The organism is Flavobacterium sp. W22_SRS_FK3, assembly GCF_052113665.1.
Classification (GTDB): Bacteria; Bacteroidota; Bacteroidia; order Flavobacteriales; family Flavobacteriaceae; genus Flavobacterium.
The window spans coordinates 122,543-135,395 of sequence record NZ_JBGQOF010000010.1 but is presented as its reverse complement, the minus strand read 5'-3'; the positions used below and the strand labels follow the sequence as shown (position 1 = coordinate 135,395).

The 12,853-nt window shown below is 32.3% G+C and carries 12 protein-coding genes and 1 tRNA gene; 2 read left to right on the top strand and 11 right to left on the bottom strand.

Translation table 11 applies throughout. The annotated features are described in order from the left end of the window. Window positions 1-4 precede the first annotated feature (4 nt). From dapB to ACEN2I_RS11860, 6 genes are all read right to left on the bottom strand, one after another. Complete coding sequence (gene dapB, locus ACEN2I_RS11885; RefSeq protein ID WP_441766315.1) at window positions 5-712, bottom strand: 4-hydroxy-tetrahydrodipicolinate reductase; 708 nt, start codon at window positions 710-712, stop codon at window positions 5-7. Window positions 713-749: 37 nt separating this feature from the next. After that, complete coding sequence (locus ACEN2I_RS11880; RefSeq protein WP_441766314.1) at window positions 750-1,316, bottom strand: DUF5683 domain-containing protein; 567 nt, start codon at window positions 1,314-1,316, stop codon at window positions 750-752. Next, a complete protein-coding gene (locus ACEN2I_RS11875; RefSeq protein ID WP_441766313.1) occupies window positions 1,316-2,218 on the bottom strand; it encodes a ParB/RepB/Spo0J family partition protein in 903 nt (300 codons plus the stop codon). The genes ACEN2I_RS11880 and ACEN2I_RS11875 overlap by 1 nt, the downstream gene beginning before the upstream one ends. Before the next feature lie 5 nt (window positions 2,219-2,223). Beyond that, window positions 2,224-2,991, bottom strand: a complete 768-nt coding sequence (locus ACEN2I_RS11870; protein WP_441766312.1) for a ParA family protein — start codon at window positions 2,989-2,991, stop codon at window positions 2,224-2,226. A gap of 223 nt (window positions 2,992-3,214) precedes the next feature. Continuing rightward, on the bottom strand, window positions 3,215-4,447 hold the full coding sequence (locus tag ACEN2I_RS11865; protein ID WP_441766311.1) for a hypothetical protein: 1,233 nt from the start codon (window positions 4,445-4,447) through the stop codon (window positions 3,215-3,217). Next, window positions 4,434-6,914, bottom strand: coding sequence for a DUF2339 domain-containing protein (locus ACEN2I_RS11860; RefSeq protein WP_441766310.1), 2,481 nt, complete (start codon window positions 6,912-6,914; stop codon window positions 4,434-4,436). Before ACEN2I_RS11860 ends, ACEN2I_RS11865 begins: the two co-directional genes overlap by 14 nt. Before the next feature lie 201 nt (window positions 6,915-7,115). On the opposite strand from ACEN2I_RS11860, the gene ACEN2I_RS11855 reads away from it, so the two are divergent. Beyond that, window positions 7,116-7,190: transfer RNA gene (locus ACEN2I_RS11855), tRNA-Pro, on the top strand. A 153-nt stretch (window positions 7,191-7,343) separates the two neighbouring features. Next, entirely contained in the window at window positions 7,344-8,291 is a 948-nt protein-coding gene (trxB, locus tag ACEN2I_RS11850) for a thioredoxin-disulfide reductase (protein ID WP_441766309.1), read from the top strand. Between the two features lie 119 nt (window positions 8,292-8,410). On the opposite strand, the gene ACEN2I_RS11845 is transcribed toward trxB, so the two are convergent. The 5 genes from ACEN2I_RS11845 to ACEN2I_RS11825 form a co-directional block, all read right to left on the bottom strand. Next, the gene (locus ACEN2I_RS11845; RefSeq protein WP_441766308.1) at window positions 8,411-9,244 is read right to left on the bottom strand and encodes a GIN domain-containing protein; all 834 of its coding nucleotides are present in this window, start codon (window positions 9,242-9,244) and stop codon (window positions 8,411-8,413) included. Window positions 9,245-9,330: 86 nt separating this feature from the next. Continuing rightward, entirely contained in the window at window positions 9,331-10,065 is a 735-nt protein-coding gene (locus ACEN2I_RS11840; RefSeq protein WP_441766307.1) for a head GIN domain-containing protein, read from the bottom strand. Between the two features lie 4 nt (window positions 10,066-10,069). Continuing rightward, window positions 10,070-11,794, bottom strand: coding sequence for a PspC domain-containing protein (locus ACEN2I_RS11835; protein WP_441766306.1), 1,725 nt, complete (start codon window positions 11,792-11,794; stop codon window positions 10,070-10,072). Between the two features lie 3 nt (window positions 11,795-11,797). Next, window positions 11,798-12,130 carry a PadR family transcriptional regulator gene (locus tag ACEN2I_RS11830; RefSeq protein WP_007804050.1) on the bottom strand — a complete coding sequence of 111 codons (333 nt, stop codon included), beginning with the start codon at window positions 12,128-12,130 and terminating at the stop codon, window positions 11,798-11,800. Window positions 12,131-12,322: 192 nt separating this feature from the next. Then, on the bottom strand, window positions 12,323-12,802 hold the full coding sequence (locus tag ACEN2I_RS11825) for a DUF4870 domain-containing protein (protein WP_441766305.1): 480 nt from the start codon (window positions 12,800-12,802) through the stop codon (window positions 12,323-12,325). Window positions 12,803-12,853 lie beyond the last annotated feature (51 nt).

Below are 12,853 nucleotides of genomic sequence, written 5' to 3'. Positions count from 1 at the left end.
AATTTTATTTAGATTCCAGATTCAAAACGTCTTTCATTGTGTAGATTCCCTTTTTACCGGCTAACCATTCAGCGGCAATAACGGCTCCTAAAGCAAAACCTTCGCGGTTATGTGCAGTATGTTTTAATTCAATACTATCAACTATAGAATCGTATGTTACTGTGTGTGTACCGGGTACATCACCAATTCTTTTGGCTTCGATATGAATTTCTTTATCTTTCGGATTGTCAAGTGTCCAATTTGCGTAAGCACTATTTTCAATTACCCCTTTTGCTAAAGAAATTGCTGTTCCGCTTGGTGCGTCTAATTTTTGAGTATGATGAATTTCTTCCATTGATACTTTATAAGAATCAAACTGAGCCATGATTTTAGCTAAATATTCATTCAATTCAAAGAAGATATTTACACCCAAGCTAAAGTTTGAACTTGAGATAAAACCACCTTGTTTTTCGTTGCAAAGTGCTTCCATTTCATCATAATGTTCCAGCCATCCTGTTGTTCCTGAAACTACCGGAACATTTGCATGAAAGCAGCTTGAAATATTGGCTACGGCTGCGGTAGGAACACTGAAATCGATAGCGACATCAGCTGTTGAAAGTCCGTCATAAGTATTGAATTCATCTTTTTTCAAGACAATTTCATGACCTCTTTCCAGAGCAATTCTTTCGATTACCTGACCCATTTTTCCGTATCCTAAAAGTGCAATTTTCATTTTTTGTACATTTTTTTAATTTAAATAGGAGTACTATTTAAAAGTTGTAATTAAAAGTTAGTCCAACATTTGGTTTAAAAGTTACATCTGAAGGGTAAATTTCCGGGCGAAGCGATAATCTTTCATTGACGTTAAATTGAATCAAAGCAGCATCAACATTGGCATCAATGATGTTTAAGACATAGAAGCCTACAACGAATAAAGCAGACAAGTCACGATTACGCTGGTAAAATTTTTGACCTGCAATAAGCCTGTCATCGCTTAGATAATCGAAATCGCCACTCTCCGGGCTATAGCCTTCGAGTCTTCGTTTGTATTCGTCACGATACTGATGGTATTTTTTGTTACTGTCGATATAAAAATACAAGCTGGTACCAATTGCACCATAAACCAAAGGGATTTTCCAGTATTTTTTATTGTATGCTTGTCCTAAACCGGGTAAAATTGCCGAATAAAAAGCTGCTTTTGCTGGTGTAAGCGGATCTATTTCCTGTAACTTAGTAGTGTCTTTAGCGACTAAAACCGTTTCTTCTTTTGCCTGAGCAAAAAGAGAGACGGTTCCTAAGAGAAAGAACAATAGACTTATGGGGACAATTTTATTCACTATCCGTTTATTAATTTTATAATTCTGTTAAAGTCGGCTTCTGAGTTAAACGGAATTGTTATTTTTCCTTTTCCGTTTCCTGCCACTTTTACATCAACTTTAGTACCAAAATAATCATTGAAAGTGTTTTTTTGTGTTTCTTTAACTACAAATGAAGAATCTGACTTTGGTTTTCCCTCTGCTTTTGGTTTTAAACTTTCATGGTAGTTTTTTACCAAAGTTTCTGTTTCCCGAACAGATAAATTTTGACTTACAATTTTTTGATAAATATCAGTTTGAATGTCAAGATCTTCAATATTGATAATTGCTCTACCGTGACCCATACTTATAAAACCATCACGAATACCAGTCTGAATAATCGGATCTAATTTTAATAGACGTAAATAATTGGCAATCGTAGAACGTTTTTTTCCCACACGTTCGCTCATTTGTTCCTGAGTTAATTGAATTTCGTCAATCAAACGCTGGTATGAAAGTGCAATCTCTATAGGATCTAAGTCATGACGCTGAATATTTTCAACCAAAGCCATAACTAATGATTCGTTATCATTTGCAATACGAATGTAAGCCGGAACTGTAGTTAAGCCAACTAAAGTAGAAGCGCGTAAACGACGCTCTCCGGAAATTAGCTGGTATTTATTAAAATCTAATTTACGAACAGTAATAGGTTGAATTACACCAAGTTCTTTAATAGAAGTGGCTAATTCACGTAATGATTCCTCATTGAAATTACTTCTGGGCTGAAACGGATTTATTTCGATAGCACTTATTTCAAGCTCAATGATGTTTCCAACAACTTTGTCAGCATTTTTGTCTTCTACTGATGTAATGTCGTTTTCCGGATCTTTTAATAATGCTGATAATCCTCTTCCTAAGGCTTGTTTTTTAATTGCTTTTGTCATAAAAACTATTTGCTGTTTTTCTTTATAATTTCCTGAGCTAAATTAATGTAATTTACTGCTCCTTTGCTGGTTGCGTCATAATTAATGATGCTTTCACCAAAACTTGGAGCCTCACTTAATTTTACATTTCGCTGAATAACGGTTTCAAAAACCATGTCGTTAAAGTGTTTCTGAACCTCTTCGACAACCTGATTTGATAAACGCAATCTTGAATCGTACATAGTCAGCAATAATCCTTCAATGTCTAAATCTGGATTGTGTATTTTCTGAATACTTTTAATAGTGTTCAATAATTTCCCTAATCCTTCTAGTGCAAAATATTCACATTGTATAGGAATAACTACTGAATCTGCTGCTGTTAATGCATTCAAAGTTAACAGACCTAATGAAGGTGCACAGTCAATAATGATATAATCGTACTCCTCTTTTATTTCAGCCAATGCTTTTTTAAGCATATATTCTCTGTTTTCCTTGTCAACCAATTCGATTTCGATGGCAACAAGGTCAATGTGAGCTGGAATAACATCAAGGTTAGGAGCCGAACATTTTACAATAGTTTCTCTAGGTGTATGACTATGTTCAAGTATTTGATAAGTACCAATTTCAACACTTTCTACATCAATTCCAAGGCCTGATGTGGCATTGGCTTGAGGATCAGCATCTATAAGTAATACTTTTTTTTCTAAAACACCTAATGAGGCTGCCAGATTTACTGATGTAGTAGTTTTTCCAACGCCTCCTTTTTGATTAGCAATCGCAATGATTTTGCCCATTTATTTTCTGAATTTTGAACCGTAAAAATACAATTATTTATGGTTTTTGAAAATCTATTTTGTTAACATTTGCTAAACATTCTTTATCCTTTGTTTGGTGGGTGTTTGATTGATTTTTTTTTAAAAAGTATCGATAAAAATTTTCCGAAATTTCTTTCTATTTGTGTTTTGAAGTTCGTAATGAAGAGGCAGAAATTATTTTTAAAAACTAAAGATTAAAAGTTTAGCCTTGTTTTTTTTCTTTCAAATCTTTTATCAGACTTGCTGTAAAAAATAAAATCGTAATTCCTCCAAACAAAATACAAAGCCACATAAACCAGCCCTGCTGCCAAAAAGATATCTTTTCAACTTTATTTTTGGAGGTAGAATTTTGTTGAATTTTGTATATATAAGTTTGAGGTAAAGTTTCTAAAATATTGTTTTTAAAATTAGAAAGATCATAATCAGGTTCTGTAAGATTTTTGTTGCCTGTTTTTATGCTGTATATTTCGTTTGCATTCAAATCGGCAATAATAGAAATTGGTTTTTGACTGTATTTTATTGTCGAAATTGACAAAGGCAGATTGTCATGGTTTTCTATTTTGATATAAAAATCTTTTTCGAATATTTCCGGAATGTTAAAACTGTTTTTGGTGTTTGAATTCAACTCAAATGAAACAATTTCTTCATTGACTATTTGAGATTTTCTTTTGTTTTGAACGGTTACTTTTTTATAAATAATAGCTGTACGTTTATAATAAGTTGGACTGGAAATATTAAAAGTAATCTGATTTATAACTTGTGGCCCATCAAAAAGTACATGAATCTGAGTTTCTTTTTCCGATGAAACTTCAGTTGTAGACGATTTTTTAGGCTTAATTTCCTGAAATATGTTTTTTTGAAGCTGCGTGTTGAAATTTCCCACTTTTAAAACATTAATGGGAAGTGTTTTTTGGTCATCAAAATCAATTTTTAAATATTTATAAGTACTTAAAGGATATGAAATAGTTTTCACAACACTTGCTTCAGTAGAACTGTTTAGGTCGTATAAAACTTGTGAATTTGAAATTCCAAACCATTCTCTCTGATCGTTGCTGCCAGAGATGGAATATTTTTTTTCTACATCTGCATTGGCAATAAATAACGAAAGCTGATTGTTGTTTTTGGCTGATGGAGCAGTAATAATAATCGAAGTGCTTTTCTTTGGGAAAACTGTTCTTGAAACAATACTGTACTCTTCAAATGTATTTTGTATAGCTTCAGAATTACTGTTTATAAAATACGGAATTTTATTTCCTCTTGCATCAAAAATCCTTACATCACTTAAATCTCGTTTTGAATACGACCTGATTTCTGCCGATAAAGGAATTTCATGGAAACCATTTTCTTTAACTTGTTTTATTTTTCCTGTTGTTTGAAATTGTCCAAACGAAAGGTTTGCCAGGAATATGAGTATAAAAAAATTATTTAATTTCATTGTTTTCATTAGATTTGGTTTCATCAATAACTAAAACTTTAATTTTTTGATAAACAAAAGAAATTATCAAGATTAAGATTCCCAAAAGGATAAAAGATATGATTTTTCCGGTTTCAGAAATGTTACTGATGTCGTATAAAAATAATTTCAAAATGGTTAATCCTAGTAAGCTTAGTGCGATAATTCGAATCGTTTTGATTTGTTTTCTTATGCCAATAATTAGAAATACAAAAGCAAGAATACCCCATAGAACAGGGAAACCGGTTTTTATTATTTTAGTTCTGGCTAACCCAATACTATCTTCTGCTATCAATTCGCGAAGATAAGGGATTTCGGATTTATAGTTTTCATATACCGGACTTGTTAGTATGTCGTTAAGTGTGACTGGTGAATTCATCAATACGAGACCATGAAGCATCACTTCTGAACTGGCAATATAGATGATAAAAAAGGATGAAGCCCATGCAAAATAACGATTTTTGAAAAAGCTAAAATTATTGGTACTTTTTATCTGGAATAATTGATAACTAAAATATACGATTATGGCTAATGAAATGTAATGCAGATAAAACGCTACAGGCTGTCCGTTTCCTGTGCGAATAGTATCTGTATGTTCAAAAAAAGTATAGTTTGAAAATCCGAAAGTAAATAAAACAATATTTGTAACTGCAATTAGGAGAGCCAGCTGATATCCGTCATTTGTTTTGTTTTTAATTAAAACAGAAGTTAATATAACAGAAAACAATAAGTGATAAAGAACCGGCAATGCAATGGCGCTGTTAATGTTTTCGATATGACTATTTGACTGGTAAATAATTTCAAGTAATCCTGTTGTGTACGATATTAAAAGTCCTACAACTAATACGTACTTTTTATACTTTTCAGGATTGAAAGTGATATTCAAAATTGTACTATTCTCTGTTTCATTTTTCAATAAAAACAAAACTGCAAATAAGGATGAGAAAGCAAAAATACCTGTTATAAATATGGGATTCATTATAATTTCCAAAGGTAAATTGTTATTATAAAATAAATTCCAGTCCATTATCAGACTAATAACCATCAAGGCATGAACGACTACCGAGCCAAATAGATAACTTGAAATTTTTGATTTTTGAGAAAGCCACAACAATAAAACTGCTTCTGCAGCCCAAAATAAAGTAATGTAGTTTCCTTCGAACTGTATTGGGATTGCCAGTGTTATAAAAGTCAGTGTTAAACCAATAAGCAAGTACACTGCTTTTTTGTCAAGTCCAATTTTTTTGTACAAAAGCCATGCATAAGTTAAATTTAATAATGCAATTGCGGTAGTAAACAAACCTCTCAATTCTGGATGAAAATTTGTTAAAATTGCTATTCCTGCAGCATAAAACAAGAAGGTGTTGCTTGTTAAAATAGTTAACTGTGTGTTAGAGAATTCTCCTTTTGTTTTGATATTGTTGATGATATTCATTAATATAAAAATAAAATAAAAGGCGAATCCAAATAATAAAGCACCAATATAGTGAGGTTTGTCGTTTGTCAAATCATTAGCAAGCCATCCTCCATACAGTAAGACGGTAAAAACATATGTGATTATATTGACAAGATTCCATTTTTTGTGATAGGCAATAGCTAAAATTCCAATATTCAGAATAATAATATAAGTGAATAACACTACATAATTTCCTTCTCCGGTACTAACCATAAAGGGAACAGCAAAACCACCAATTAAAGAAAGTACAGCAAGTTCGATTCGGTTATAGGATAATGATATTAAGGCACTAAAGGCTGTTATGACAATCATTATACTAAAAGCAATGGTTTGATTAAATAAATGATAATCATGAAAAGCAATTCCGATTGTAAAATAAAAAATTGCTATAGCCCCGGCCACAATAACCGAACTGAAAGCAGTATAATTTTTACGTAATTTATGTGCAATTCCCATAAATAAAGCACCACATAAAACACCAATTCCAACACGAGCAGGTTCGTTAATCCAATCTTTGTCAATGGCATATTTTACAAAATAGCTAATTCCTAAAACCAGAATTAAAACACCAATCTTGTTGATTAGGTTTTCACCGATGAATTTCTCTAAATCAGGATTTTGTTCTTTGAAATTTTCCCAAAATGATTTTTCGGGTTCAATAGGAATAGTTTTTTTAATTGTTTGCTGACGAACAGGAGCTGCTTTTGTTTCCATAGAGAAAACATTTTTTTCCGTTTTTACTTTCGGAATTTTTTCTACCGGTGTAGCAGGAGTTGTCTTAACTTCTTCAGGTTTTTTAAGTGTGATTTCTTCTTTTGGAATGACAACGGAAGCAGCTAATGGTTTTTCAGAAGGGTTTTCAACTGTTTTTAAAAAATCTATTTTTTTGTTTAGCCTTTGAATGTCATCTTCAAGATTGTCAAAACGGCCTTTGATAATATTTAAAATATAAATTAGAAAACAAAATAACGCAACCAGAAGAAAACTTTCCATAGAGAAATAAGTATAATGTTATGAGTTTGTAAATATAATAACATTTTGACGGACATTTTTTTTAGTTTTTTTCGGGTTAATTGAAATATTAAGATAATTATAAGTCCGCAACTATGATATAATGTATGAAAATAAAATATTTTCTTATTTCTTAAATTGTTTTGGATAAGCAAAAAATAGTTATATATTTGCACCCGCTTACGGGGTGTAGCGTAGCCCGGTTATCGCGCCTGCTTTGGGAGCAGGAGGCCGCAGGTTCGAATCCTGCCACCCCGACAAAAATCCTTTCTGTATTCACAGGAAGGATTTTTTATTTTAATCCTATTTGTTATTATCTATTTTAGAATAGCAAAAACTGATTAATTGCCTTCTTTTTTCCAACAATAAAAACTTATTTTTGCATCATCAATTAGTAATACAATTAATATTATGTCAGATACAGTCGAAAAAATTAAATGCCTAATTATTGGTTCTGGTCCTGCAGGTTATACTGCTGCTATTTATGCTGCCAGAGCAAATATGAATCCAGTTTTATACCAGGGAATGCAGCCGGGAGGTCAGTTGACAACGACTAACGAAGTTGAAAACTTTCCCGGTTATGTTGATGGAGTTACGGGTCCTGAAATGATGATTCAATTACAAGAACAATCAAAACGTTTTGGAGCAGATATTCGTGACGGATGGGCTACAAAAGTTGATTTTTCAGGAGACATTCATAAAGTTTGGATTAATGATTCAATCGAATTGCATTGTGAGACGGTTATTATTTCTACAGGAGCTTCAGCTAAATATTTAGGATTGCCTTCTGAACAGCATTATCTGCAAATGGGGGGCGGAGTTTCTGCTTGTGCTGTTTGTGACGGATTTTTCTACCGTAATCAGGAAGTTGTAATTGTTGGAGCAGGGGATTCAGCTTGTGAAGAAGCACATTACTTGTCAAAACTTTGTAAAAAAGTTACGATGTTAGTGAGAAGCGAAAAATTCAGAGCTTCGAAAATAATGGAAGAACGCGTTCGTAAAACTGAAAATATAGAAATTTTATTGAATCACGATACAGTTGAAGTTTTAGGTGATGGAAATGTAGTACATGCCATTAAAGCTTTAAACAAAAGTACTGCAGAAGTTATTGAAATTCCAGCAACAGGTTTTTTCGTAGCTATTGGTCACAAACCAAATACAGATATTTTTCAAGACTATATCACACTTGATGAAACAGGATATATTATTAATGTTCCCGGGACATCTAAAACAAATGTTGATGGTGTTTTTGTAGCGGGTGATGCCGCAGATCATGTATATCGTCAGGCAATTACAGCTGCAGGTACAGGATGTATGGCAGCTCTTGATGCAGAACGTTATTTGGCTGCTAAAGAATAAAAAAAGTCAAGTTTTCTTTGTTTCAAGTTTCAAGTTGTTAGAACAAATAGAATCAAAAACAGAAAATCCATTCGCAAGAATGGATTTTCTGTTTTTATGAAACCTGAAATCTGAAAAAACTATTTAATTTTCTTCATCAGTTTAGCTTCTTCAGAAAAACGCGTAAGTTCTATTTTTGCTTTTCCCAAAAGTGAAACTTCGGCTTTGTCTCCAATGGCAAGCGATATTGAAGTCTCTGCCAATACAGTTCCTGCTGCATAATTCTCCGCAGTTAAGCTAGCTTCTTTTATGGTAAATTTTGTTCCGGTAAAAGTAGAATTGTTGTCTATTCGAATGTTTCCTTTTTCAGCTGCACCTTCTATGGTTGCAGTTGCTTTTTGGTATAAATCACATTTGAATTTAATTGCAGAAACCAATGATTTTATAGATGAGTTTTTGCTTAATTGTAAAACAGCATCTTCCGATTTTAAATTTATTTCCGATTTTGATTTATCATCTGCAATTAGACTGAATTTCTTTGCGTTGACATTCAAAAGTAATTTAGAATAATCAAAACTGTTAAATGTAATATCATCTAATTGAAGTTCCTGAATAGCATAAATTACAGACTCATTTTTAGAAATCACCTTTGATAATGACTTAGTATAGGTTACACGAACGGCTAATTTTTTGAAGATAGTAGATTCTTTAGAAGTGTATAAACGAAGTGTTTTGTCTCTTAAATCCATTCCGATAATTTCATGTAAATTATCATCAGCTTCAATTTTAATTTCGTTTTTCTCCCCGCGTTCCAAATAAACCTCAATATTATCATCAACTTCAAGAGCATCAAAATCACCAACTTGTTTTACAGATGTTGTTACAGTTTTTGATCCTTTTATTTTCTCTCTTTTTTGGGCAAAAGTTAATGTCGTAACTAATAGTAATAAGAATATGGCTGTACTTTTTTTCATTAATTCTAGATTTTGATTTTCACAAATATAAAAAAATCATCCACTTTTGATGAATGATTTCTTTTATATTTAACATATAAATGTTTTTATTCCTGACTGATGCTTCCTCCTGAACTCGAATTTTTTTCTATGGTTTTAGGAGCAGTATTGTAAGTAACGTGTCCTCCACTGCTGGCTTCGGCTTTCAGGCTTATAATTGGGTGTACAGTTACACTTCCTCCGCTTGATGCACCTGCTTCAACTTCGTTTGCTAATAATTTTCCGGCATCTAGACTGGCACCGCTCGAAGCTTTTGTCTGAACTTTTAATGCTTTTCCCTGCATGCTTATAGAACTCCCGCTGCTTGATGTAGCCGAAATATTATCAAATTCAATGTTAACATCAATCGTTGCTGCGCTAGATGATTCAAGATCTATATTTTCTCCCTGAAAAACATTTTTACTTTGTACGCTAGATGCGCTCGAAGCTTCAATTTTATCAAGTGCAGGCATTTTTACCGTAACTTTTTTCATTGTAATGTTACGGAAAGAGCTGTATTTGCATTTAATTACCAAAGTTCCGTTTTCTACTTTCGTAATAATTTCTTTTTGTAAATTATCATCGGCTTCAACTGTAACCTCAATTGCGTCAGATTGTTCGATTACTACATCAATGGCATTGCTTACATCTATGTTTTTAAAATCTCCCTGAACAATTCTTTTTTCGGTAGTAACATTTCCGCTGCCTTCAATAGAGTTCATGTTAAAGTTACATGAGGCAAACAATAGTGCAGTGACAGTTACAATAATAAATTTCGTAATATGAATGATTATTTTGATCATGGCTTTAGTTGATTTTGATTATTACTCCGTTTTTATCAGTGGTTAGCTTTCCTTTGGTTTTTTTTCCGTTTAAAACTTCTTTTCCGTTTATTTTAATCGAAACTTCTTTTACAGTATCATTTTCAAAAGTGTCTTGTTCTTCTGCATCATTATAATCATCTTCATCAGCTGGACAGTTAAGACATTTTATTTTAGAGCCTTCTACTTTATAGTTATAGGCACCACTAAAGTGTAAGTTAAAAAAATCATTTTCAGAATCATCATAATCCTCTATAGAAGTATCCGGTTTAAATAATTGCCCTTCTGGTAAATACAAATAAACATCAACTTCCTGACCTCTGAATTTATTTTTTACATCTGTAAGAAAATAATTATCCAAAATTAAATAATTTCCTTTAATGGCAATGTTATAATTAATTTTTTCTGCTCTTTTTTTTGCATTTGTAAATGAGTTTCCTCTGGCGCTTTTTTCAATTTGTAAATAAGGAGCAGCTTCGTCTGTATGCAAGACGTGCAAACGGACATCATTTGAATAAATCAACGCATTGTTGGCAGAGTCCTGTACAAATTCAAAATCTTTATGATGATGGTCAAGATCTTTTGCATAATAATCATTATACCTGAATTTCACATAAAGTGTATCTTTCGAAGTAATATTGATTGCTTTCTTCTCTACTGTTTTATTATCATATGATATTTCAGTAGCTTGTTTAATTCCAATACTGATGGCAATTGCAATTGCAATAATCCAAATCGCCAGTAAAGTATATTTGGCTATATTTCCTATTGTTTTAGTATTTGGTGCCAGAAGTTTGAAACCTAAAAGTGTCATAAAGAAAAACGGAATTCCAACAGCAAAAAACATCAATAAGCCAAATGACCAGATAGGATATTCTGTAAAGTTTCCAGCTTCAACGAAGTTTTGCCATGGAAAATCAATAAAGATATTTGTGCCTAAAGTAAAAACTCCAATTAATAACATAATCAAAATCGAAATACCGGACATAATCAGGATGATACCTAAAAACTTCGCAAAGATTTTAAAAATTGTCATAATAAAGTCTCCAAATGAGCTACTTATTCTCTCAGCTCCCGACTTTACCTGGTTTCCCATTTTGTCATAATCTGCATTTTTAAACCTGTCAGACAGTCCTTCAATTTCTTCGCGAACTTTTTTTTCAATGTTCGAAATCGTAACCGGTTCTCCAGTCATTTCTAGTTTTTCAGATGTTGTAACCGCTTCCGGAGTTACAATCCAAAGAACGAAATAAGCTAAAATACCAGTTCCAAAACCTGCAAAAACAAATATTAAGAAAATGATTTTAATCCATACAGCTTCAATTCCAAAATAATGTCCCAAACCGGTAGCAACTCCGCCAATCATACCCTTTTCTTTATCTCGGTATAATTTTTTGTGTTTTCTTGGACCATATTGATTAAAAGACTGATTTGTTTTTTCCTCGTCTTCAATAATGTAGTCTTCAGGCTGTCCCATTACCGTAATCACTTCGTCAACATCTTTCAGTCCTACAACATGTTTTTCGCTTTTTTGTTTTTCTGTTAATAATTCAGAAACACGCATTTCAATGTCTTTAATAATTTCATCCTGTCCTGATGAGTTGTTTAAAGATCGTTTTATTGCGTCAAAATAGCGTGTTAATTTTAAGTATGCATCTTCATCGATGTGAAAAAACATCCCGCCTAAGTTAATATTTACTGTTTTGTTCATGACTTATTGATTTTGATTGGTGATTAGTTTTACAGCGTCTGACAATTCTGTCCACGTACCGTTTAATTCATTTAAAAATGTTTGTCCTATTTCGGTTAATCCATAATATTTCCGTGGTGGTCCTGAGGTCGATTCTTCCCAGCGATAATTAAGTAAACCGTCATTTTTTAGTCTGGTTAAAAGAGGGTAAACTGTTCCCTCAACAACCAGTAATTTTGCGTTTTTCAAAGTGTCTAATATCTCAGAGGTGTAGGCATCTTTTTCTTTTAATACAGATAAGATGCAAAACTCAAGAACACCTTTGCGCATCTGTGCTTTTGTGTTTTCAATGTTCATAATTTCATTTTGTTTTTTTTAGATTGAACAATTCGTTTTTTGATTGATGATGATTGATTGATGATTGATTTTTTCAGGAGCTTTTTCCTGCTATCCACTGTATCTTTTGTGGCGAACCCCGCCACAAAAGGATGCCGCTTCTATCAGGGCTAGGACTCCAGTATTCATAATAACTTTTAATCTATTATAGGACTACTTTATAAAAGGAATAGTTAGCGGATATTTGTATAATTCTCCGTTAGATGTTTTTATTGAGGCATATATCACTAAAAAGAATTCAAATACTTTTAATAATACAAAAAGCACTACTGCTATTGCACCAATTGTTATTAAACCAATGTTGTCTTGAAAATTAAAATTTCTGATCACATAATTATCATTGTATACAAAGGCTTCAACAGGTATGTTTTTTAAAACTACAGTCAAAAAAACTGGAATTGCAATTAATGCTAAAACTAAAGAATAAAGCAATAAACTTAATTGAAAATTTAAGGCCTGTTTCCCGTGGTGATTTACAAATTCTGATTTGTCTTTGTAACTTGTCCAGATTAATATTGGGAAAATGTAATTCCCAAACGGAATAATGTATTGGGTCAAAGTGCTTAAGTGGGTGAACGTTGCAGTGTTTTTGTCTGATGTATTTTCCATGATGAGTGGTGTTGTTGTTTCCATGATTAAAAGTATATAGTAATTTCTTATGCAAATATATAGCTAAAAGACAGT

Coding starts and splice junctions, on each gene's coding strand:
- dapB (WP_441766315.1), bottom strand. CDS start 712: ATGAAAATTGCACTTTTAGGATACGGAAAAATGGGTCAGGTAATCGAA.
- ACEN2I_RS11875 (WP_441766313.1), bottom strand. CDS start 2,218: ATGACAAAAGCAATTAAAAAACAAGCCTTAGGAAGAGGATTATCAGCA.
- ACEN2I_RS11870 (WP_441766312.1), bottom strand. CDS start 2,991: ATGGGCAAAATCATTGCGATTGCTAATCAAAAAGGAGGCGTTGGAAAA.
- ACEN2I_RS11865 (WP_441766311.1), bottom strand. CDS start 4,447: ATGAAATTAAATAATTTTTTTATACTCATATTCCTGGCAAACCTTTCG.
- ACEN2I_RS11860 (WP_441766310.1), bottom strand. CDS start 6,914: ATGGAAAGTTTTCTTCTGGTTGCGTTATTTTGTTTTCTAATTTATATT.
- trxB (WP_441766309.1), top strand. CDS start 7,344: ATGTCAGATACAGTCGAAAAAATTAAATGCCTAATTATTGGTTCTGGT.
- ACEN2I_RS11845 (WP_441766308.1), bottom strand. CDS start 9,244: ATGAAAAAAAGTACAGCCATATTCTTATTACTATTAGTTACGACATTA.
- ACEN2I_RS11840 (WP_441766307.1), bottom strand. CDS start 10,065: ATGATCAAAATAATCATTCATATTACGAAATTTATTATTGTAACTGTC.
- ACEN2I_RS11835 (WP_441766306.1), bottom strand. CDS start 11,794: ATGAACAAAACAGTAAATATTAACTTAGGCGGGATGTTTTTTCACATC.
- ACEN2I_RS11830 (WP_007804050.1), bottom strand. CDS start 12,130: ATGAACATTGAAAACACAAAAGCACAGATGCGCAAAGGTGTTCTTGAG.
- ACEN2I_RS11825 (WP_441766305.1), bottom strand. CDS start 12,802: ATGGAAACAACAACACCACTCATCATGGAAAATACATCAGACAAAAAC.